The 20,744-nt window shown below is 73.1% G+C and carries 19 protein-coding genes; 12 read left to right on the top strand and 7 right to left on the bottom strand.

The window, feature by feature from the left end; all coding sequences use genetic code 11:
* Positions 1-216: 216 nt before the first annotated feature.
* The 8 genes from ACFWBB_RS11255 (at position 217) to ACFWBB_RS11220 (ending at position 8,679) form a co-directional block, all read left to right on the top strand.
* Positions 217-1,272 (top strand): BMP family ABC transporter substrate-binding protein, encoded by a 1,056-nt coding sequence (locus tag ACFWBB_RS11255; RefSeq protein WP_385269506.1) that lies wholly within the window; start codon positions 217-219, stop codon positions 1,270-1,272.
* On the top strand, positions 1,253-2,803 hold the full coding sequence (locus tag ACFWBB_RS11250) for an ABC transporter ATP-binding protein (protein WP_385269504.1): 1,551 nt from the start codon (positions 1,253-1,255) through the stop codon (positions 2,801-2,803). The genes ACFWBB_RS11255 and ACFWBB_RS11250 overlap by 20 nt, the downstream gene beginning before the upstream one ends.
* Positions 2,800-3,846, top strand: coding sequence for an ABC transporter permease (locus ACFWBB_RS11245; protein WP_385269502.1), 1,047 nt, complete (start codon positions 2,800-2,802; stop codon positions 3,844-3,846). Before ACFWBB_RS11250 ends, ACFWBB_RS11245 begins: the two co-directional genes overlap by 4 nt.
* Entirely contained in the window at positions 3,846-4,712 is an 867-nt protein-coding gene (locus ACFWBB_RS11240) for an ABC transporter permease (RefSeq protein WP_385269500.1), read from the top strand. Before ACFWBB_RS11245 ends, ACFWBB_RS11240 begins: the two co-directional genes overlap by 1 nt.
* Positions 4,709-5,473 carry a nucleoside phosphorylase gene (locus ACFWBB_RS11235; protein WP_385269498.1) on the top strand — a complete coding sequence of 255 codons (765 nt, stop codon included), beginning with the start codon at positions 4,709-4,711 and terminating at the stop codon, positions 5,471-5,473. Before ACFWBB_RS11240 ends, ACFWBB_RS11235 begins: the two co-directional genes overlap by 4 nt.
* A complete protein-coding gene (locus tag ACFWBB_RS11230; RefSeq protein ID WP_385269496.1) occupies positions 5,470-6,765 on the top strand; it encodes an amidohydrolase in 1,296 nt (431 codons plus the stop codon). The genes ACFWBB_RS11235 and ACFWBB_RS11230 overlap by 4 nt, the downstream gene beginning before the upstream one ends.
* Before the next feature lie 115 nt (positions 6,766-6,880).
* The gene (locus ACFWBB_RS11225) at positions 6,881-7,552 is read left to right on the top strand and encodes a FadR/GntR family transcriptional regulator (RefSeq protein ID WP_385269494.1); all 672 of its coding nucleotides are present in this window, start codon (positions 6,881-6,883) and stop codon (positions 7,550-7,552) included.
* 179 nt (positions 7,553-7,731) lie between these two features.
* Positions 7,732-8,679, top strand: coding sequence for a PAC2 family protein (locus ACFWBB_RS11220; protein WP_385269492.1), 948 nt, complete (start codon positions 7,732-7,734; stop codon positions 8,677-8,679).
* Positions 8,680-8,792: 113 nt separating this feature from the next.
* On the opposite strand, the gene mshC is transcribed toward ACFWBB_RS11220, so the two are convergent.
* The 4 genes from mshC to ACFWBB_RS11200 all read right to left on the bottom strand — a co-directional run bounded on the left by mshC (position 8,793) and on the right by ACFWBB_RS11200 (position 12,802).
* The gene (gene mshC / locus ACFWBB_RS11215; RefSeq protein ID WP_385269490.1) at positions 8,793-10,022 is read right to left on the bottom strand and encodes a cysteine--1-D-myo-inosityl 2-amino-2-deoxy-alpha-D-glucopyranoside ligase; all 1,230 of its coding nucleotides are present in this window, start codon (positions 10,020-10,022) and stop codon (positions 8,793-8,795) included.
* A 594-nt stretch (positions 10,023-10,616) separates the two neighbouring features.
* Positions 10,617-11,450 (bottom strand): SCO1664 family protein, encoded by an 834-nt coding sequence (locus tag ACFWBB_RS11210; RefSeq protein ID WP_385269488.1) that lies wholly within the window; start codon positions 11,448-11,450, stop codon positions 10,617-10,619.
* Positions 11,414-12,004, bottom strand: coding sequence for a DUF3090 domain-containing protein (locus ACFWBB_RS11205; protein WP_385269486.1), 591 nt, complete (start codon positions 12,002-12,004; stop codon positions 11,414-11,416). Before ACFWBB_RS11205 ends, ACFWBB_RS11210 begins: the two co-directional genes overlap by 37 nt.
* Positions 12,005-12,115: 111 nt before the next feature.
* Complete coding sequence (locus ACFWBB_RS11200) at positions 12,116-12,802, bottom strand: histidine phosphatase family protein (protein WP_385269484.1); 687 nt, start codon at positions 12,800-12,802, stop codon at positions 12,116-12,118.
* 62 nt (positions 12,803-12,864) lie between these two features.
* On the opposite strand from ACFWBB_RS11200, the gene corA reads away from it, so the two are divergent.
* Complete coding sequence (gene corA, locus ACFWBB_RS11195; RefSeq protein WP_385269482.1) at positions 12,865-13,860, top strand: magnesium/cobalt transporter CorA; 996 nt, start codon at positions 12,865-12,867, stop codon at positions 13,858-13,860.
* 52 nt (positions 13,861-13,912) lie between these two features.
* Here the strand turns inward: corA and ACFWBB_RS11190 are convergent, their stop codons facing one another.
* Positions 13,913-14,701 (bottom strand): ferritin-like domain-containing protein, encoded by a 789-nt coding sequence (locus tag ACFWBB_RS11190; protein ID WP_385269480.1) that lies wholly within the window; start codon positions 14,699-14,701, stop codon positions 13,913-13,915.
* A gap of 244 nt (positions 14,702-14,945) precedes the next feature.
* Positions 14,946-16,001 (bottom strand): LLM class F420-dependent oxidoreductase, encoded by a 1,056-nt coding sequence (locus ACFWBB_RS11185; RefSeq protein WP_385269478.1) that lies wholly within the window; start codon positions 15,999-16,001, stop codon positions 14,946-14,948.
* A gap of 199 nt (positions 16,002-16,200) precedes the next feature.
* Here ACFWBB_RS11185 and ACFWBB_RS11180 point away from each other — a divergent pair, with 199 nt between their 5' ends.
* Both ACFWBB_RS11180 and ACFWBB_RS11175 read left to right on the top strand, forming a co-directional pair.
* Positions 16,201-17,187 carry an aldo/keto reductase gene (locus ACFWBB_RS11180; protein WP_385269476.1) on the top strand — a complete coding sequence of 329 codons (987 nt, stop codon included), beginning with the start codon at positions 16,201-16,203 and terminating at the stop codon, positions 17,185-17,187.
* Positions 17,184-19,634, top strand: a complete 2,451-nt coding sequence (locus ACFWBB_RS11175) for a helix-hairpin-helix domain-containing protein (protein ID WP_385269474.1) — start codon at positions 17,184-17,186, stop codon at positions 19,632-19,634. Before ACFWBB_RS11180 ends, ACFWBB_RS11175 begins: the two co-directional genes overlap by 4 nt.
* A gap of 78 nt (positions 19,635-19,712) precedes the next feature.
* On the opposite strand, the gene ACFWBB_RS11170 is transcribed toward ACFWBB_RS11175, so the two are convergent.
* A complete protein-coding gene (locus ACFWBB_RS11170) occupies positions 19,713-20,438 on the bottom strand; it encodes a hypothetical protein (RefSeq protein ID WP_385269472.1) in 726 nt (241 codons plus the stop codon).
* Positions 20,439-20,485: 47 nt separating this feature from the next.
* On the opposite strand from ACFWBB_RS11170, the gene ACFWBB_RS11165 reads away from it, so the two are divergent.
* A complete protein-coding gene (locus ACFWBB_RS11165) occupies positions 20,486-20,674 on the top strand; it encodes a DUF5703 family protein (RefSeq protein WP_005485166.1) in 189 nt (62 codons plus the stop codon).
* Positions 20,675-20,744: the final 70 nt, after the last annotated feature.

The raw sequence follows: 20,744 nt of genomic DNA, 5'->3' as shown, positions 1-20,744 counted from the left end.
GAACGAGACGAAGGAGGAAGGCATGCCGCTGCTCACCCGGCGCCGCTTCCTCGACTTCGGCCGCTGCGCCGGCGACGGCTGTCGCGGCTGAGTCCGCTCCCTCAGCCCTCCCCCGCGGTTTCTCCCGCACCGAGCACCGTCGCTCGTCCCACCTCGCCGTAACACGCGCACCGCAGCATCGTGATGCGCCTCTCGGCATACCCGGAAGGTCCTCCGATGCCCCGCAGACACCGCCGCTCCGTGCAGTTCGCCGCGCTCGCGACCGGCACCGTACTCCTCGCCACCGCCTGCAACGCCGCCGCGAAGAAGGATGACTCCGCCGCGAGCGCGAGCGGCGGCAGCGGCAAGTCCTTCACCCTGGTCACCCCCGACGCCGTCGGCCAGAACGAGTTCCTCAAGCTCGCGGTGACCGGCGTCGAGAACGCGGCGAAGCAGCACGACGGGACCCAGAAGGTCTACGAGTCCACCGACACCGCCTCCCAGCAGCAGAACGTGCAGGCCGCGGTGGACGCCAAGCCGGACGTCATCGTCCTCGTCGGTTTCGAGTTCGCCGACATCGTCGCCCAGCAGGCCGCGAAGAACCCGGGCCAGCAGTTCCTGATCATCGACGCGTGCACCGCCAAGACCTTCAAGAACGTCAGCTGCGCGGTCTTCCGCGAGCACGAGGGCGTCTACCTCGCGGGCGCCGAGGCGGGCCTGCTGAGCAGGTCCGGCAAGGTCGGCGCGGTCGACGTGCTCGACACCCCCCAGTTCCGCCGCTACAGCGACCCGTTCGCGGCCGGCGCCGAGAAGGTGGCAGCCAAGACCGAGACGTCCACCCGCTTCGTCGGCGGCCAGTCACCCTTCGACGACTCGGCCCGCGCCAAGGAGCAGGCGAACACCCTGCTCGCCAAGGGTTACGACCAGATCATGGCGGCCGCCGCGGCCGGCAACTACGGCGTCTTCGAGGCGGCGAAGGCCAAGGGCGCGTTCGCGTACGGCGTCGACGTCAACCAGTGCCCCTCGGCGCCCGGAACGGTCGTCGACAACGTGATCAAGCGCACGGACGTGGCCGTCGAGAAGGGCGTCGAGACGGTCCTCGGCGGCACCGCCGGCACGACCGTCTCGTACGGTCTCAAGGAGGGCGGCATCAGCCTGACCGGCCTCGAGGACGGCGCGGCCACGTCGAAGTGCGTGATCGCCGACCACAAGGACGTCCTGACGAAGGTCGAGGCGCTGCGCGACCAGATCGTCGCCGGAGAGCTGAAGGTCGATGACCCCGCCGCCTCCTGAGAACCTCGCCGTCGAACTCCGGGGAATCACCAAGCGGTTCCCCGGCACCCTCGCCAACGACGCCGTCGACCTGACCGTACGTCACGGTGAGATCCACGCCCTGATGGGCGAGAACGGCGCGGGCAAGTCCACGCTGATGTCGGTCCTGTACGGCATGGAACGCGCCGACGCCGGTTCGGTCCGCGTCGAGGGGCGGGAGGTGCGTTTCACCAGCCCCTCCGACGCCATGGCCGCCGGGCTCGGCATGGTCCACCAGAGCTTCAAGCTGTTCGACTCGCTGACGGTCGCCGAGAACGTCGTCTACGCCGCCGAGCCGCGCCGCTTCGGTCTGGTGGACCGGGCCGCGGCCCGCCGCCGGGTGCGCGAACTCGCCGAGGAGCACGGGCTGTCCGTCGACCCGGACGCCCGGGTCGGCGACCTGCCCGTCGGGCTGCGTCAGCGTGTGGAGATCCTCAAGCTGCTGCACCGGGGCGCCCGTACGCTCATCCTCGACGAGCCTACGGCGGTGCTCACCCCGGCCGAGGCGGACGCCCTGTTCGGCGTGCTCAAGTCGCTGACCGCGCAGGGCCGTACGGTCGTGCTCGTCACCCACAAACTGCGCGAGGTGCTGGAGGGCAGCGACCGGGTGACCGTCCTTCGGGACGGCCGGGTCGTCGCCCGACTGGTCACTGCCGACACCACGGCGGACGAGATCGCCGCCGCGATGACCGGCCGCGCGGTGGAACTGGACCGCGTCCACGCGCCGGGAACGCCCGGTGCAGCGGTGCTGCGGGTGACCGGTTTCAGCACACACTCCGTCCACGATGTGGACCTCACTGTCCACGCCGGGGAGATCGTCGGAGTCGCGGGCGTCGCCGGCAACGGCCAGAGCGAGCTGGTCGAGGCGCTGGCCGGGCTGCGCCCCGTCACCACCGGCCGGGTCACGCTCCAGGGCGACGACATCACCCACGTCTCGGCCACCGAACGGCGCGCGAAGGGGCTCGCCTACGTCCCCGAGGACCGGCACGCGGTCGGTACGGCCCCCGCCGCCTCGGTCGCGGACAACCTGGCGATGGGCCACCACCGCACCACGCTCTCCGCCCGCGGCCTGCTGCCGCCGGCGGCCGTCCGCGCGCACGCCCGGGGGCTCGTCGAGCGCTTCGGCATCAAGGCGGCGACCACCGAGCTGCCCGCCTCCGCACTGTCCGGCGGCAACCTCCAGAAGCTGCTCATCGGCCGCGAACTCGCCCATGACGCACCTCTGTTGCTGGTCGAGCAGCCGACCAGGGGCGTCGACATCGGCGCCATCCAGAACATCCACGACCAGCTGATCGCCTACCGCGACGCCGGTCACGCCGTCCTCCTCGTCTCGGCCGAGCTGAGCGAGATCCGTGGCCTCGCGGACCGTGTGCTCGTCATGTACGAGGGCCGGATCGCGGCCTCGTACGCCAGGGAAGAGGCCGACGAGCGGACGCTGGGCCTCGCGATGGCGGGCGCCCCCACGGAGGCCACTCACGGACATGAGCCCACTGACATGAGCCCACAGACATGACACGCATATCCGGAGCCCTCCGCTCCCCCCTCACCTTCTCCGTGCTCGCGGGCCTGGCCATCGGCGCGGTGTTCCTGCTCGGCACCGGCGCGGACCCGGTCACGGCGTACGAGGCCGTCGTGACCGGCGCGCTCGGCGCCGACGGCATCGGCCCGACCCTGACCACCGGCACCAGCGTGCTCGGCCTGGCGCTCGCGCTGGCGATCCCGCTGCGGGCCGGGCTGATCAACCTCGGCGGCGACGGGCAGATGGTCCTCGGCGGGATCTCGGCGGCGGTGACCGGCCTCTACGCGCCGCTTCCCGCGCCCCTCACCGTTGTCCTGGCCCTGCTGGCCGGGATGGCCGCCGGCGCCGGATACGCCGTCCTGGCCGCCCTGTGCGAGAACCACCTCGGGGTCCCGCTGCTGGTCAGCAGCCTGCTGCTCAGCTACCCGGCGGTGTCGCTCGCCTCCTATCTGGCGCGTTACCCGCTCAAGGAGCCCGGCTCCAGCCTGCCCCAGACGCGGGCGCTGCCCGACGGGGTGGCGCTGCCCGCGTTCGGCGACTCCACGGTCACCCTGGGGCTCGTCCTCGTCGCGATCGCCGCCGCCGTGTACTGGTTCACCGACCGGCGCACCGCCGTCGGCTACGAGATCCGCATGACGGGTCTCAACCCCCGCTTCGCCGCCTACGCCGGTGTCGAGCGCCGGGGCCTGACGCTGAGGCTGATGGCGGTCTCCGGGGGACTCGCCGGACTCGTGGGCGGCATCGGGGTGCTGAGCTTCCCCTACCGCTTCGTGGACGGCTCGCTCACCGCCCCCGGCTACACCTGGACCGGCCTCACCGCCGCCCTGCTCGCCGCCGCGGCTCCGCTGGGCACGGTGGTCGCCGCGTTCTTCTTCGCGGTCCTCCAGGTCGGGGGGCTGGCGATGGAGCGCACCACCGAGGTGCCGCGCGAACTGACCCAGGTGCTGCAGGCGATCGTGATCGTGTTCCTCGCGGCCCGGCTGCGCTTCCCCGGCCGCCTGTTCGGCCGCCGCACCCGGGAAAGCGAGGCGGTGTGATGTTCCTCGACTCCGATCTCCTCGTGTCGGCGCTGCGCGCGCTCACCCCGATCCTGCTGGCGGCCCTCGGCGGCGCCCTGTGCGAGCGCGCCGGGGTCTTCAACATCGGCCTCGAGGGCATGATGCTGATGGGCTGCTTCACCTCCGTGGCGACCAGCTGGTTCACCGGCAGCCCCTGGCTCGGCGTCCTGGCGGCGGCCCTTGCGGCGGCCGCGTACTCGCTGATCCTGGCCGTGGGGGCGGTCACCCTGCGCGGGGACGCGGTGGTCCTCGGCATCGCCATGAACCTCCTGGCCGTCGGCCTGACCAGCTTCCTGCTGCGGACGGTCTTCGGCGTGCAGGGCACCTTCGACGATCCGTCGCTCGCCGGGCTGCCGCTGATCGGCGGCTTCACCCCGCTCGCCTACCTGTCGTGGGCGGCGGTCGCGGTCGCCGCGCTGCTGCTGTCGCGGCACGTGTGGGGGCTCCGGCTGCGCGGGGTCGGCGAGGCACCCGACGCGGCGGCCACCCTCGGGGTGAGCCCGGCCAAGTACCAGTACGGCGTGATCCTGCTGTCGGGAGTGCTGTGCGGGCTTGCGGGCGCCCAGCTCGCCCTGGGCAACGTCACGCTGTTCTCGGAGAACATGACGGCGGGCCGTGGTTGGATCGCTGTCGTGGCCGTCATGCTGGGCCGCGCCGCGCCCCTGGGCGTCCTGCTCGCCGCGCTGCTGTTCGGGCTCGCCGAGGCGGCCGGGTTCCGCCTCCAGGGTCTCGGCCTGCCGCAGCAGGCGACCGACGCCGCGCCCTACGTCGTCACACTCGGCGCCCTCTTCCTCACGACGGCCCGCCGCCGTCGCCGCCCCCGCACCACCGGAGCCGTCCAATGACGCAGGACCTGCTGCCCGTCACCCGCATTCCGCGCACCGGTCTTCCGGCGCACGCCGTGGTCGTCGGCGACCCGGCCCGCGCCGCGGCCGTCGCCGCGCTCCTCGACGGCGCCGAGGAGGTCTCGTACCACCGTGAGTACCGGGTGTTCAGCGGTAGCTGGCAGGGCGTGCCGGTCGTCGTCGCCTCGCACGGGGTGGGCGCGCCGGGCGCGATCCTGCTGTTCCAGGAGCTGGCGGACGCGGGGGTGCGCACCTTCCTGCGGTTCGGCACCGCGGGCGCGATGAAGCCGGGCATCCGGGACGGCGACCTGGTCGTCGCGGAGGCGGCCGTCCGCGACGACGGCGTCACCCACCAGCTGCTGCCCCCGGAGTACCCGGCGGTGTCCGCGCCCGAGGCGGTCCTCGCCCTCCGGCGCGCGGCCCGCGAGGCCGGCGCCCCGCACCACCGGGGCATCGTCTGGACCCGGGCGGCCTTCCAGCCGGGCCTGCTGCCGCTCTTCTCCTACACCGGCGCGGGGCTCGCCGCCATCGAGATGGAGCTGTCCGCGCTGCTGGTCACCGCCTCGCTGCGCGGACTGGTCGCGGGCGGTGTGCTGGTGATCGACGGGGCGAACGCCGACGAGCTGGTCGACGAGCAGGCGACCGGCGGCTACGACCCGCACCGCGAGGTCGTCGCGGCAGGCGTCGAACGGGGCGCGGTGGTCTCCCTGGAGGCGCTGCGGCTGCTCGCGGAGGCGGAGGCGGAAGGGGAGCAGGCGTGAGCATCGACCTGCTGGTGCACGGCGGTGACGTCCTGACGGTGGACGACGCCGGAACCGTCGTGCGGGACGGGGCGGTCGCGGTCCACGAGGGCAGGATCCTCGCCGTGGGACCGGCCCGTGAGCTGCGCGAGCGCCACACCGCCGCCGAGGAGATCGACGCCGCCGGCTGTCTCGTCCTCCCCGGGCTGATCAACACGCACACCCACCTGGCGATGACCCTGCTGCGCGGCCGCGCCGACGACGTCACCCTCCAGGGGTTCCTGGAACGGGTCCTGAAGTGGGAGGCGGAGTTGCTGGCGCCGGAGAACGTGGCGGCGGCGGTGCGGCTGGCGGTCGCGGAGAGCCTGCGGGCCGGGGTGACCTCGGCGCTGGACATGTACTGGTTCCACGAGGCGGCCGAGCGGGCGGCCCGCGAGTCCGGCTGGCGGCTGCACACGGGGCCCACCTTCATGGACGTGCCCGGGCCGCCGGACGGCATGGCGTACGAGGGGCGGCTCGCGTGGGCGCGGCGGGACCTCGCGGCACGCGGACCGGCCCGCGCAGGACACCGGCCGGTCGTCTTCGCGCACTCGGCGTACACCCTCTCCCCCGGCCAGCTCACCGAAGTCTTCGCGCTGGCCCGGGAGTTCGGGGCGCTGGTGCACATCCACGCGGCCGAGAACGCCACCGAGGTCGCCACCGTCGAGGTGCGGCACGGCAAACGGCCGGTGGAGCTGCTGGACTCCCTCGGCCTGCTCGGTCCCGACGTGCTGCTCGCGCACGCCGTCGACCTCACCGGTCCCGAGATCGCGGCGCTGGCCCGCACGGGCACGGCCGTCGCCCACTGTCCGGTGTCGAACCTGAAGCTGGGCTGCGGGATCGCACCCGTCCCACGGCTCCTGAGCGCGGGCGTGACCGTGGGGCTGGGCACGGACGGCGCCGTCAGCTCCAACTCGCTGGACGTGCTGGGGGCGGTGCGGCAGGCGGCGCTGGTGCACAAGGCGGGCGGCGACCCGACGGCGGTCGGCGCCGAGCAGGCCGTACGGATGGCGACGATCGAGGGCGCGCGGGCCCTCGGGCTCGGCGAGCAGCTCGGTTCGCTGGAGGCGGGCAAGCGGGCCGATCTGATCGTCCTCGACCTGGACGCACCGCATCTGCGGCCGCGGCACGACCCCTGGTCGACGCTGGCGTACGCGGCGCACTCCTCGGACGTGCGCGACACCGTCGTCGACGGGCGGGTCCTGATGCGCGATCGCGGGCTCACCACGCTCGACGAGCGGACGGTGATCGCAGATCTGGAGGCACTCCTCTGATCTGCCCGCATAATGGCGCTGAGACATCCGATGTATGGATCCGACGTCTGTATGCGACGTCCGGGTCCGGCGTCTGAATCCGATGTTCGGGCGATGAACGACAGGGAGGCCGGTCATGGCAGTCACCGACGAGGCGATCGAGAAGATCAAGGGCATGATCGTCTCGGGCGCGCTGCGCCCCGGGGACCGGCTGCCCAAGGAGAGTGAGCTGGCCGCCGAGCTGGGTCTGTCCCGCAACTCCCTGCGGGAGGCGGTGCGCGCCCTGTCGCTGATCCGGATCCTGGACGTGCGTCAGGGCGACGGCACCTACGTCACCAGTCTCGACCCGCAACTGCTTCTGGAGGCGCTGAGTTTCGTCGTCGACTTCCACCGCGACGACACGGTCCTGGAGTTCCTGGCCGTGCGCCGCATCCTGGAGCCGGCCGCCACGGCGATGGCCGCCCTGCGGATCAGCGAGCAGCAACTGGACGCGCTCGACGCCCAGTTGGACAAGCTCGGGGCCGATCCCTCGGTCGAGGAACTGGTCGCCGGTGACCTGGAGTTCCACCGGGGCATCGTGCACGGCGCCGGCAACTCGGTGCTGTGCTCGCTGCTGGACGGACTGTCCGGGCCCACCACCCGGGCCCGGATCTGGCGCGGTCTGACGCAGGAGGACGCGGTCGCCGGCACGCTGCGCGAGCACCGGGCGATCCTGGCGGCCCTGCGCGACCGGGACGCGGAGGCGGCGCGGTCGTGGGCGACGGTGCACATCGCGAGCGTGGAGCAGTGGCTGCGCTCGACTCTGTGAGCCCGCCCTGTGCGTCGGCTGTGGAGGGGTGCCGTGAGTCGGGTCCGGCGTGGGGTGTTCGGGGGTGGCGAACGGGGCAGTGATCCGTTCACTCCCCCGTGCAAGGGGGCTGCGAGCGCTCCCGCGGAACGCCGTAAGGTTGGGTGGTCAAGCGAGGGCACGTCGGAAGGAGGCGCTGGGTGATCGAGCTCGAGGGGGTTCCCGAGCTGATCGACCCGGTCATGGTGGCCGCGTTCGAGGGCTGGAACGATGCCGGCGACGCCGCCTCCACCGCGGTCGGGCATCTGGAGCGGGAGTGGAAGGGCGAGGTGTTCGCGGCGCTGGACGCCGAGGACTACTACGACTTCCAGGTGAACCGTCCCACGGTGTGGATGGACGCCGGCGTGCGCAAGATCACGTGGCCGACGACAAGGTTGTCGGTCGTCCGGGTGGGTGGCGACAAACCACGCGACCTGGTGCTCGTACGCGGCATCGAACCGTCCATGCGCTGGCGCTCGTTCTGCAACGAGCTGCTCGGCTTCGCGCACGAGTTGGGCGTGGAGTTGGTGGTCATCCTGGGCGCTCTGCTCGGTGACACCCCGCACACCCGTCCGGTACCGATCAGCGGCACCACGTCCGACGCGGACCTGGCCCAGCGGATGGACCTGGAGGAGACCAAGTACGAGGGCCCCACGGGTATCGTCGGCGTCCTCCAGGAGGCGTGCACGCACGCCGGTGTGCCCGCGGTGAGCCTCTGGGCGGCCGTGCCGCACTACGTCTCACAGCCGCCGAACCCGAAGGCGACGCTGGCCCTCCTCAACCGCCTGGAGGACCTGATCGACGTACGCATCCCCCTGGGCGAACTGCCCGAGGACGCGCGCGCCTGGCAGGTGGGCGTGGACCAGCTGGCCGCCGAGGACACCGAGGTCGCCGAGTACGTGCAGACGCTGGAGGAGGCGCGGGACACCGCGGAGCTGCCGGAGGCGTCGGGCGAGGCGATCGCCCGCGAGTTCGAGCGCTACCTGCGACGCCGGGACGGCGGCGCTCCGCCGGACCCCGGAGAGCGCACCCGGCCCCCGAAGCCGCAGAAGCCGAGCGAGGACACCTCCGAGGACGCCTCCGACGACGGTGAATCGTCGGAGGAATAGAACTGCCAGCGGGACCGAGGTCCGAGGTCCGAAAGGGGCGGTGCGCTACGGCGCACCGCCCCTTGTCGTACCCGGTGTACGGGCGCGGTGTACGGGCGGGGCGCGCCCTTCGGCTACAGCGCCACGCCGAGCAGCGCGTCCACGGCCCGCGAGACGACACCCGGGGCGCCGATGTCCGTGCCGCCCCGCTCCTGCTGGAGAGCCGCCCAGCGGTCGACGGCGGCGAGTGCGGCCGGGGCGTCGAGGTCGTTCCCGAGGGCCTCGCGGATCTCTTCGACGAGCGCCTCGGCGGGCGGTCCGTCGGGCCGGGAGACGGCGGCCCGCCAGCGCCCGAGCCGGGCCTCGGCATCCGCCAGGACCTGGTCGGTCCACTCCCAGTCGGATCGGTAGTGGTGGGCGAGGAGGGTGAGCCGGATGGCGGCGGAGTCGACGCCGTCCTGGCGCAGCTTCGAGACGAAGACGAGGTTGCCCCTGGACTTGGACATCTTCTCGCCGTCCAGGGCGACCATGCCGGCGTGCACGTACGCCTGCGCCATGGGGAACTCGCCGGTCAGCACCTGGGCGTGGGAGGCGCCCATCTCGTGGTGCGGGAAGGCGAGGTCGGAGCCGCCGCCCTGCACGTCGAAGCCCATCCCGAGGTGGTCCAGGGCGATGGCCACGCACTCGATGTGCCAGCCGGGCCGGCCACGGCCGAGCGAGCCGCCGTCCCAGCTGGGCTCACCCTCGCGGGCCGCCATCCAGAGCATCGGGTCGAGCGGGTTCTTCTTGCCGGTGCGGTCGGGGTCACCGCCGCGCTCGGCGGAGAGCAGCCGCATGGCGGCCGCGTCCAGGCCCGAGACCCTGCCGAAGTCCGGGTCGGACTCGACGGAGAAGTAGACGTCTCCGTCGAGTTCGTAGGCGGCGCCCGCGTCCCGCAGCCGCTCGACGAGCGGGACGATGCCGGGTATCGCCTCGACGGCGCCTATGTAGTGCCGCGGCGGCAGCATCCGCAGGGCCGTCATGTCCTCGCGGAAGAGCGCCGTCTCCTTCTCGGCGAGGGCGACCCAGTCGACGCCGTCGCGCTCGGCGCGCTCCAGGAGCGGGTCGTCCACGTCGGTGACGTTCTGGACGTAGTGAACCTGCCGCTTGGTGTCGAGCCACACGCGCTGGACGAGGTCGAACGCGTTGTAGGTCGCCGCGTGACCCATGTGGGTCGCGTCGTACGGCGTGATGCCGCAGACGTAGATACGGGCGACGGGACCGGGGTCGAGGGAGACCAAGCCGCCGGTCGCGGTGTCGTGGATCCTCAGGTCGCGGCCCTGACCAGGCAGGGCGGGGACCTCGGAAGCGGGCCAGGCATGCATGTCATGAGCCTAACCGGACGGAAGTGACGTATACGAACCGGAGCAGGCCGGATGACCGGGAAGGCACTCTTGCATGATCCCGCCCGACGTGCTGGCGGGGGTTCAACCGGTGGCCGGGCGGTCCTGCCCGGGTCAAACCCGGGGCCAGAGATGGCCGGCCCGTCGCCGCTCAGGTCCGGGCGCCAGGCGGGCCAGCCTGCGCCAGACCGGGGGCCAGGGGGACGGCCGGCCCGTCGCTTGCTCAGGTCCGGGCGCCAGGCGGGCCCGCCTGCGCCAGACCGGGGCCAGGCGGGTGCGTCGGGGTCCAACCGCGGGACCAAGTGGCCCTGTCGGGGTCGGACCGGGGCCGGGAGGCCCTGCCGAGGCCGGGCGGGACCGGGAGGCCAAGCCCGACGTCCGCCGGGACCAGGTGGCCCAGCCGCGTCCGCCGGGACCAGGCGGCCCAGCCGACGTCCGGCGGGACCAGGCGGCCCAGCCGACGTCCGGCGGGACCAGGCGGCCCAGCCGCGTCCGCCGGGACCAGGCGGCCCAGCCGCGTCCGCCGGGACCAGGCGGCCCAGCCGCGTCCGCCGGGACCAGGCGGCCCAGCCTGGGTCAGACCGGGGGCCAGGGGATGGCCGGCCAGTCGCCGCTCGGGTCCGGGTGTCTGCCGGCCTGCAGCAGCGCTTCGGCACGCGCGCGTGTGGCGTCGAGTTCCGCTGGGGTGATGAGCGCGGCCAGGGTGGCCGCCAGCCGTCCGCCGGGTTCCAGGGCCGCCCTGAGGCCCTTGAGCACCTCGACGGCCTCCCCGGTCAGGGGCTCCCCCGCCCAGCCCCACAGCAGCGTGCGCAGCTTGTTCTCGGCGTTGAAGGTGACTCCATGGTCGATGCCGTACAGCCGGCCGTCGGCGGTGGGCAGCAGATGGCCGCCCTTGCGGTCGGCGTTGTTGATCACCGCGTCGAGGACGGCGAGCCGGCGCAGCCGTTCGTCGTCGGCATGCACCAGCAGCGCGGTCCGGCCCTCGTCGACCTCGGCGAACCCGATCGCCTTCCAGCCCGGCTCGGGCTCCTCGGCGTCCACCAGGGCGAGCAGTTCGGACTCCGGTGCCGTCTCGATCCACAGCTGGCACATGCCCTCGCCGTAGGGCCCGTCCCGCAGCACGGTGGGCGGCACCAGACCCCAGCCGGTCGCCTCGGAGACCTCGTAGGCGGCCACCTCGCGCTGGGCGAGGGTGCCGTCGGGGAAGTCCCACAGCGGTCGCTCGCCCGCGACGGGCTTGTAGACGCAGGCGGCCTCACGGCCCTCGTGTGCGACGGTGCAGTACAGGGCCGCGTTGGAGGCGTCGCGGATGCGGCCGCGGACGGTGAGCTCGCCGCGCGCGAGGAGTTCGGCGCCGGCCCGGTCGGTGGCCGTCACGCCCCCCGGCGGTATCCGTTCTGGCGCGGACATACGTGTCCTTCCGGGTCGAGCGGCAGACTGCACAGCGGACACGGCGGCCGGCCCGCGTTGACGACGTCGAGGGCACGCTTGGCGAAGGCTCGCGCCTGGGCGCCGCTGAGCCGGACCCGCAGCATCGGGGGCCCGTTCTCCTCGTCCTGGAGAAGCTTCTCCTCGGCCTCGGCGAGATCCTCGTCGGAGTCCGCGTCGAGCTCCACCAGTGCCTGCGCCTCGACGATCATGCGCTGTTCCTCGCCGTCCCAGGCGAGGGCCATCGTGCCGACCCGGAACTCCTCCTCGACCGGTGTGTCGAGGGGGGCCGTGTCGGTGTTCTCGGCGGGCGACATCGCGGGCACGGGGGCGCTGCCGCCGCTGCGGCGTACGACCTCGTCCAGCAGTTCGTCCATGCGCTCGGCGAGTGCGGCGACCTGGGTCTTCTCCAGGGCCACGCTGGTCACTCGGGCGCCGGCGGTGGCCTGGAGGAAGAACGTACGGCGCCCGGGCAGTCCGACCGTACCGGCCACGAAGCGGTCCGGGGGATCGTAGAGGAACACCTGACGGGACACGTCCTGTCTCCATGGGAGTCGTGGGTCATCATGGGCCGGGGAACGGATGGGGGAACGTCCCTGCGGGTACGCACGCGTTTGCGGACCGCTTCACCCTACTGCGGCCGACGATCACGGTGCGCCCGCACCACCCCCGACCGTCGCGTCCCCGGCCGGCGGCTCCTCGCGCGGGGCGAGGGAGGCGAAGTCGCCGGTGTCGCCGAGGCGCACGAGAAAGGGGCGCAGCCGGGTGTAACGGATCGCTGTGATGGAACACGGTTCTACGGAGATCCGCTGGAAGAGGTCGAGATGAAGCCCGAGCGCATCCGCCACGAGCGACTTGATGATGTCGCCGTGCGAGCACATCAGATAGACGGCGTCGGCGCCGTGGTCGCGCTCCACGCGCGCGTTCCACTCACGTACCGCCTCGGCGGCGCGGGTCTGCATGGCCCGCATGGACTCGCCGCCTGGGAAGGCGGCGGCGGAGGGGTGCGTCTGCACGACCTCCATGAGGGGCTCGTCCATCAGCTCGGCGAGTTTGCGTCCGGACCAGTCGCCGTAGTGGCACTCCCCGATCCGCTCGTCGGTGTGGACGCGCAGACCGGGGCGGGCGTCGAGGAGCGGCCGGAGCGTCTCCTGGCAGCGCTGGAGGGGGCTGGCGACCACCTCGGCGATCGGCAGCCCGTCGAGCCGCCCGGGCAGTGCGGCGGCCTGCGCGGCTCCGCGCTCGTCGAGGGCGACACCGGGCGTCCAGCCGGCGAGCACTGCGGAGGTGTTGGCGGTGGACCGGCCGTGCCGGACGAGGATCAACGTGGGCATGCCGCCCAGCGTAGGCGCACGCGCGCGTGCGCCGGTGAGCGCCCGAAGGGAGGATGCGCCGCGTGATCGTCGACTGCGCCGTCTACCGGGACGGGCACCGCGCGGAGGGCCCGCAGGACTTCTCGGACGCCCTGGCCGAGGCACGGGCCGCGGGCGGCTTCGTGTGGATCGGGCTGCACGAGCCGACGGAGAAGGAGTTCGACCACGTCACGCGGGAGTTCGCCCTGCACCCGCTCGCCGTCGAGGACGCCCTCAAGGCCCACCAGCGGCCCAAGCTGGAAATCTACGACGACTCGCTGTTCCTGGTCTTCAAACCGGTCGTCTACGAGCCCGAGAGCGACGCGGTCTCCTCCGGCGAGGTGATGGTGTTCCTCGGCGACGGGTTCGTGGTGACCGTCCGGCACGGCGAGGGTGCGCCGCTGGCCGCCGTACGGCACCGGCTGGAGGACGAACCGAAGCTGCTCGCCAAGGGGCCCACGGCGGTGCTGTACGCGATCGCCGACGCCACCGTGGACCACTACCTGGACGTGGCGACGGAGCTCCAGACGGACCTGGAGGAGCTGGAGGCGGAGGTGTTCTCGCCGGACGGCGGCGGCTCACGGCACACCGCGTCGCGGATCTACCGGTTCAAGCGGCAGATCCTGGAGTTCCGCCGGGCCACCGGCCCGCTGGAGCCGCCGCTGACCCGGCTGGCTGGCACCAGCGCGTCCGGCCCGGGCGTGCCCTTCGTGAACGACAAGGCGCGGCCCTTCTTCCGGGACGTCAACGACCACCTCACGCGCGTGAACGACTCCGTGGAGGGGCTGGACCGCCTGGTCACGGACATCCTCTCGGCTCATCTGGCGCAGATGAGCGTCCGGCAGAACGACGACATGCGGAAGATCTCGGCGTGGGCGGCGATGGCCGCGATCCCCACGATGATCGCGGGGATCTACGGCATGAACTTCGAGCACATGCCGGAACTGCGGTGGGTGTGGTCGTATCCGGCGGTGATCGCGCTGATGGTCGGGCTCGAGGTGCTGCTGTACCGGTTGTTCAAGCGGCGGGGCTGGCTCTAGCGAGAGCCGCCGGTCCCAGGGCTGCGGCCGCTCCCGCGCGGGAGCGGCCGGCTCAGGCCGACTCGGGGGCCGGGACCGCCGGGCCGCCCAGCGCGTCGTGGCGCCCGGGCATCTCCAGGGAGACCATCCGCCGCCAGCCCGCCAACCGCTCCCACGCGTAGACGGCGTGGATGCCGGCCGCGAGGAACGCCGACCTGGCCCTGGCCCAGCCGAGGATGTCCCCCATGTGGGCCATGACGGCCAGGCTCACGTCGCGGTGGACCCGGATCTCGGCGAGCGCGCAGGCGCGCAGCGTCCTCTGGATGGCCCGGCCGTGTCCCACGCGGGCCAGGCGCAGCAGTTCCTCGTGGCAGTAGGCGAGGTGGTCGTCCTCGTCGTTGGAGATCATCCGCACCGCGCGGCCGAGGTCGGGGTGGTCGCCGAAGTGCCTGCGCAGCATTTCCATCTGCTCGGCGGCCCGCTGTTCGGTGACCCGGCTGTGGGCGAGGTAGACGACGATGTCCTGCACGGTCAACGGCTCGTCGGCGTTGAGCCGGTCGTGCGCGAGGCCGATGCCGTCGCTCTCCAGGAGCATCGTGTAGTCGGTGTCGCGCGGTACGGGGACGGGAGCGAGACCGCGCTTCTTCATCAGGGCGTTGAAGATCCGCGCGTGCTTGTCCTCGTCGGCGCCGTGCCGGGTGATCTTGGGGGCGAGGTCACGTTCGCTCTGCGGGACGAGCGCGGCGATCCGCGCGTTCTCCCAGCCACCCTGCGACTCTCCGCCTGCGGCGATGGAACAGAAGAGCGCGAAGGACTCGTCGTTGCCGATGATCTCCTGGAACAGGCTCTTGGCCGAAAGCATCGTGGGGGCACCTCTCCGCATTGCGCAGGATTCCGCAGCATTCCGCAAGGAACGAGTCAAATGCGGCACGGAAGGCGTTGCAACAGGTGTGTCGGACAACTCCGCCAAAAGAGGGACCCCGGGAGTCGGCCCGGGAGCGTAACCACGCGCCGCGCGGCGCGTTGTTCCGCGTGACGGCCGTGGCGGGGAAGACCCCCGAGCCCCCACCACGGCCGCTGAAACTCCCGGGACCCGCGAGTACCGGCTATGCCAGACCGGCGAGCTCCAGGGCCTGCGCGCCGGCCCGCAGCGAGGCGAGGCGCTCGTCCAGGGTGAAGCCGGCGGGGGCGAGGGTGAGGGTGGTGACGCCGGCCGCCGCGTAGGCCTTCATCCGGTCGGCGATCCGCTCCACCGAACCCAGCAGCGTGGTCCGGTCGATCAGCTCGTGCGGTACGGCGGCCGCGGCGCCCTGCTTGTCACCGGACAGGTACTTGTCCTGGATATCGTCGGCCGCGGCCTCGTAGCCCATGCGGCGCGCGAGCTGGTTGTAGAAGTTCTGCTTGCGGCTGCCCATACCCCCGACGTACAGCGCGGTGTAGGGGCGGAAGGTGTCGGCGAGCCGCTCGACGTCCTTGTCCTCGCCCACGGCCAGCGGCAGCGTCGGACAGACGTCGAAGCCGTCCAGGGTCTTGCCGGCCTTCTCGCGTCCGGCCCGCAGGTGCTTGATCGCGGTGTCCTCGAGGTGCTCGGCGGACGGGAAGATGAGCAGGGCGCCGTCGGCGATCTCGCCGGTCTGCTCGAGGTTCTTCGGGCCGATCGCGGCGATGTAGAGCGGGATGTGCTCACGCTCCGGGTGCACGGTCAGCTTGATCGGCTTGCCCGGCCCGCCCGGCAGCGGCAGCGTCCAGTGCTCGCCGTCGTACGACAGCCGCTCCCGCGTCATCGCCTTGCGGACGATCTCCACGTACTCCCGGGTGCGGGACAGCGGCTTGTCGAACTTGACGCCGTACCAGCCCTCGGAGACCTGCGGTCCCGAGACGCCGAGGCCGAGGCGGAAACGGCCGCCGGACAGCGAGTCGAGGGTGGCGGCGGTCATCGCGGTCATCGCCGGCTGGCGGGCCGGGATCTGGAAGATGGCCGAGCCGACGTCGATGCGCTCGGTCTGCGCGGCCACCCAGGTGAGCACCGTGGCCGCGTCGGAGCCGTAGGCCTCGGCGGCCCAGCAGACGGCGTATCCGAGGCGGTCGGCCTCCTGGGCGACGGCGAGGTTGTCGCCGTCCATTCCGGCACCCCAGTAGCCGAGGTTGATCCCGAGCTGCATGGCCGATCCCCTTACTGATCAGTAACGACGCTGTTGCGGAGACCTTAGCGCGGGGGCCGGTGCCCGGGGAGGGTGGTGTGGCGAGGGTCGCGCGGATCGCCAACGGCGTCGCGGCCTGCGGAACTCGGCTCTCCCTCCCGCACATTCGGTTATCCACAGGCAACCCACTGCCCAGTTCTGGCCAGTAATCTCGGCGTCCATGGAGCAGAGGCATCTCGGCCGCACCGGCCTGCGCGTGTCCCGCATCGGGCTCGGCACCCTGACCTGGGGCCGCGACACCGACGAGCAGGACGCCGCGGACGTCATGAAGACGTTCTGGGAGGCGGGCGGGACCCTCGTCGACACAGCCGACGTGTACGGCGACGGAGACGCCGAGTACCTGCTCGGACGGCTGATGGACGGCCTGGTGCCGCGCCGGGACCTGATCATCTCGACGAAGGCGGGCAGCGTCCCCGACCCGGACCGCCGACACGACGGCTCGCGGGGTCACCTCCTCGCCGCCCTCGACGCCTCGCTCGCACGGCTCGGCACCGACCATGTCGACCTGTGGCAGGTGCACGCCTTCGACCCCGACACCCCGCTGGAGGAGACACTCCAGGCCCTCGACATCGCGGTCGCCAGCGGCCGCGCCCGCTACGCCGGGGTGGCCAACTTCTGCGGCTGGCAGCTCGCCAAGGCGGCCACCTGGCAGCTTTCCGCGCCGGGCACCCGCACCCGCCTCGCGGCGACGCAGATGGAGTACTCGCTGCTGCAGCGCGGCATCGAGCGCGAGGTGCTGCCGGCCGCAATGGATCTCGGCATCGGTCTGCTGCCCTCCTCTCCGCTGGGCCGCGGCGTCCTCACCGGCAAGTACCGGGCCGACGCCCTGCCACCCGACTCGCGCGGCGCCTCGGACCACTTCGGGCTCTTCGTCGAGCCGTATCTCGACGACACCGCGAGCGGCATCGTCGACGCCGTGGCTACCGCCGCCGACGGACTGGCGGTGACCCCGCTCCAGGTCGCCCTCGCCTGGGTCCGCGACCGGCCCGGCGTGTCCGCCCCGATCGTCGGCGCGCGCAACGCGCAGCAGCTCACGGCGGCGTTGTCAGTGGAGGCCCTTAGTCTTCCTGACGAGATCTGCCGGGCCCTCGACGATGTGTCGGCGCCCGTGCACCGCTATCCCGATCACGACTGGAGCACGCTGTGAGCACGGAGCCGGTTCCCCCGGAGAGCACCGAGAACGCCGGACCGGCGACGCCGGACGCCGCCGGGGAGCCCGGGGCCGCGGACCACACCGCGACGGCCGAGCCGCCGGCCGACGGCGCCGGGACGGGCGACGACCACACCCCCGGCGCGCCTGCCGCGGGGGCGGACGGCACGGGCCCGAGCGAGAACGAAGCCGACGGCGGCGACAGCGGCGACGGCGACAGCGACAGCGACAGCGAAGAGAGGCTCGCCGCCGAGGCAGACGAAGATCCGGACGCGGCCTCGGGCGCGGCGGCGCAGGCAGCGGCGGGCCCAGGCAGTGACGCCGACACCGGCGCGGACACGGCGGGTGAGGGCGGCGCCGAAGGGAAGGCGACCGAGGGGGACGGCGGCGCTTCGGCAGCCGGCGACGCGGCCACGCAGCTTTCCGAGGCGGAGGCCGAGCTGGCCGCGCAGAAGCTGGAGCGGGAGCGGATCGAGCGGCGCAAGGCCGAGAAGGCCGAGCCCATCGCCAGCGGGACCAAGCTCAGCGGGAAGGCCGCCGATCTGCTGGCGGCGGTACGCGCGGTGGAGGGCGGGGCGAAACCCCCGGCCGTGTTCGCCGAGCCCGCTCCCGCCCCGCGCCGGCCCGCCCCGGAGCCCGTGCGGCGCCCTCAGCCGATGGCCGCCGTAGCGGCCGCGAACGCCGCACCGGCACCCGCGGCGGACGCCGTCGAGGGGGTGCGGCGCGTGCTGGCCGCCGGTGGCGCACCCGAGCCACTCGCGCCGCAGGCCGCCCTCGCGCTCGGCGAAGGCGCCGAGGAACTGCTGCGCGAGGACCCCTGGCAGTTGTTGCGCGTCCCCGGTGTGCGGCCCGAACAGGCCGACGGCTTCGCGCGGGCGCTGCTCGGCCCGGAGTGCGCCCCGGACGACGAACGGCGCGGCCGCGCGGTGACCGTCTGGCTGCTGGAACAGGCCGCCCTGGCCGGGCACACCGCCCTGGAGCTGCCGACCCTCACCGCCGCCCTCGACCGGCAGGCCGTGCCGGACGCGGAAGCCGCCGTACAGAGCACGCTGGCCGAGGGCGAGGCCCTGGCCTTCCAGGACGCCCTGGACACGCCCGGCGCCGGGCAGCCCGCGGCGGACACCGAGGAAGGCGGCGAGGAGGGCGAGGAGGCCCGGCCGGTGCGGGTCCTGGTGGGTCTGGAGCGGTACGCGCTCGCGGAGGAGAGCCTCGCCGACGCACTGGCCCGGGTGGTCAACTCCCTGGCCAAGGAGGCCGCCGCGCCGTGGGAGCCGGTCACGGCCACCGCGTCCGGCAGTACGGCCGAACTGCTCCGCGCCGTCGCCGGGCACGGTCTCGTGCTGCACACCGGCGGCGAGGCCGCCCGCGCCGAACCGGCGGCCCTGCTCACCGCGGCCCGGACCCTGGGCCTGCGCGCGGTCGCGGCCTGCCACACGCCGGACGGTCGGCGGCGGTTCGCGGCTCTCCTCGGCGAGCAGGCCGGCGACGGCGCCGTCGTCACCGTCCCGGGTCTGCTCGCCGGCTCCGAGGGGCCCGGACGGGACGCCGAAGGGGCCTTCGCCCTCGACCTGCTGGTCCTGCTCGACGCGCCGCAACTGGACGTGGAGAGCGCCGCGACGCTGGCGGAGTCGCTGCCGGACGGGGCCCGCCTGGTGCTCAGCGGGGATCCGGCGGTGCTGTGGTCGGCCGGCCCGGGCCGGGTCTTCGCCGACCTGCTCGCGGCGCGCGTGTGCCCCCAGGTCGCCTCGCGCACACCCGACCCCGGGCCGATCGGCGAGCTCGTCTCCGGTGTCGGCATCGGCGAGCTGAACCAGGTCGACGCGCCGGGCAAGGAGATCGTGATCGTGCCGGTGCGGGAGGCGGGCGAGGCCGTCCACCGGACCGTGCAGCTCGTCGCCGACTCGGTGCCGCGGGCCTTCGGGATCACACCCGAGGAGACGGTGGCGATCACCCCGGGGCACGGCGGCGCGGCCGGCACCCGCGCGCTGAACGCCGCCCTGAAGGAACGGCTCAATCCCGGCCCCGGCCGCTTCGGCGGCTTCGACCCCGGCGACCGGATCGCCTACTCGCCCGCTCCGGGCCGTACGGTGCCGGGCCGGGTGGTGACGGCCGACGCGGACGGGCTGCACCTGTCCTGCGCCGGTGCCTCCGTGGTCGTGCCGAGGGAGCGGGTGGAGCAGACCGTCCGGCACGGATGGGCGCTGACCGCGCACCAGGCCGTGGGCAGCCGGTGGCCCGCGGCGGTCGTGGTCCTGCCCGGGGACGCCGCGCCGACCCTCTCCCGTCCGTGGGTGTACACGGCCTTCGGCCGGGCGGAGCGCCATCTCTCCGTGGTGCACGGCGTCGAGCAGGCCCTGCCGAAGGCCGTGACCGAGGTTCCGGCGAAGCCCCGCACGACCCGGCTGCCAGTGCTGCTGCGCACCCAGGTCCCGGCGGCCGAATAGCGCGAACGGCGGCGGTCCCGAAGGGTCTCCCCCTCGCGACCGCCGCCGTCGTGAAGTTCTACCGCGCGGCGAGCGCGCCTACCGGGCGTCGGGGGCCGGGCGGGGCTTCGCGGACCCGGCCCAGCGGTCCGCGTCCAACGGCTCCAGCTCCTCGTCCTCGATGTCGTCCACGAGATCGTCGTCGCCGTCGTCACCGTCGTCGGGTTCGTCGAACACCGAGCTCACGTCGAAGCGGCAGACCACTCGCCCGGGGTCGGCCTGTTCGAACGGCGTCTCGAGCCACTCGCCCGGCTCGGCCGGTTCGTCCGCCGCCAGCACCCACAGCGTGGAGTCGCCCTCCTCCAGGCCGAACTCCTTGTGCCGGGAGGCGATCTCGTCCGCCTCGAACTCGCCGAACAGAATGCCCAGGGCTCCGTGCACCGTGTCCGAGACGGCCGCGCCCACTCCCTCGTCGTCCGCCGCCTCGACCCGCTGGGCCTGCGCCAGCAGCCGCTGCGGCTCCGCGACGGCGTAGTCGCGGCGGATCAGCACGCTCAGCGCGTTCGGCTCCTCGGGGCCCGCGTACGGCGGCAGGGCGTCCTCCGCGCCGGGGATCTCGAAGGGCGTGACCTCGTCATAGCGGTCGTAGAGCAGTTCGTCGTAGACCTCCGCGGCCGCGGCAAGCTCGTTGAACGCCTCGTAGACGGCCGGGTCGTCCTCCCCCGTCCTGCGTTCGACCGCGGCCAGGTGGCGGTCGAGCGCGGTCTTGACCGCCTCGGCGGCGGCGCGTACCTCGGCAGCGGTGGGCTGCGCAGCATCAGACATAGTGCAGACGCTATCCGTACCGGACCCCAGACCGCACAATAGATGCGATGCCGGAATACGAATTTGTCGACGTCTACGTACCGCGCGGGGTCTCCCGCAAGGACGCGACACGACTGCTGACCGACCATGCCGAGTACGGACACTGGGAGTTGGACCGTCTGAGCCTGCTGCGTGACGGCAGCCGCCGGGTGCGGTTGCGTCGGCGGATCATCCGCCAGGTGCGGGCCACGTGGTGAGGTGAGACGACGGATACGGAGCGGGGCCCGCCGTGGCGGGGCCCGCATCCGCGCTGGCACTCCCCAGGCT

Source organism: Streptomyces sp. NPDC060000 (assembly GCF_042737375.1).
GTDB lineage: Bacteria > Actinomycetota > Actinomycetes > Streptomycetales > Streptomycetaceae > Streptomyces.
This window is presented reverse-complemented; position numbering and strand designations above follow the sequence as displayed.

Excerpts from the sequence above, each read along its gene's own strand:
- ACFWBB_RS11255 (WP_385269506.1), top strand. The coding sequence starts at position 217 with ATGCCCCGCAGACACCGCCGCTCCGTGCAGTTCGCCGCGCTCGCGACC.
- ACFWBB_RS11250 (WP_385269504.1), top strand. The coding sequence starts at position 1,253 with ATGACCCCGCCGCCTCCTGAGAACCTCGCCGTCGAACTCCGGGGAATC.
- ACFWBB_RS11245 (WP_385269502.1), top strand. The coding sequence starts at position 2,800 with ATGACACGCATATCCGGAGCCCTCCGCTCCCCCCTCACCTTCTCCGTG.
- ACFWBB_RS11240 (WP_385269500.1), top strand. The coding sequence starts at position 3,846 with ATGTTCCTCGACTCCGATCTCCTCGTGTCGGCGCTGCGCGCGCTCACC.
- ACFWBB_RS11235 (WP_385269498.1), top strand. The coding sequence starts at position 4,709 with ATGACGCAGGACCTGCTGCCCGTCACCCGCATTCCGCGCACCGGTCTT.
- ACFWBB_RS11225 (WP_385269494.1), top strand. The coding sequence starts at position 6,881 with ATGGCAGTCACCGACGAGGCGATCGAGAAGATCAAGGGCATGATCGTC.
- mshC (WP_385269490.1), bottom strand. The coding sequence starts at position 10,022 with ATGCATGCCTGGCCCGCTTCCGAGGTCCCCGCCCTGCCTGGTCAGGGC.
- ACFWBB_RS11210 (WP_385269488.1), bottom strand. The coding sequence starts at position 11,450 with ATGTCCGCGCCAGAACGGATACCGCCGGGGGGCGTGACGGCCACCGAC.
- ACFWBB_RS11200 (WP_385269484.1), bottom strand. The coding sequence starts at position 12,802 with ATGCCCACGTTGATCCTCGTCCGGCACGGCCGGTCCACCGCCAACACC.
- ACFWBB_RS11190 (WP_385269480.1), bottom strand. The coding sequence starts at position 14,701 with ATGCTTTCGGCCAAGAGCCTGTTCCAGGAGATCATCGGCAACGACGAG.
- ACFWBB_RS11185 (WP_385269478.1), bottom strand. The coding sequence starts at position 16,001 with ATGCAGCTCGGGATCAACCTCGGCTACTGGGGTGCCGGAATGGACGGC.
- ACFWBB_RS11180 (WP_385269476.1), top strand. The coding sequence starts at position 16,201 with ATGGAGCAGAGGCATCTCGGCCGCACCGGCCTGCGCGTGTCCCGCATC.
- ACFWBB_RS11170 (WP_385269472.1), bottom strand. The coding sequence starts at position 20,438 with ATGTCTGATGCTGCGCAGCCCACCGCTGCCGAGGTACGCGCCGCCGCC.
- ACFWBB_RS11165 (WP_005485166.1), top strand. The coding sequence starts at position 20,486 with ATGCCGGAATACGAATTTGTCGACGTCTACGTACCGCGCGGGGTCTCC.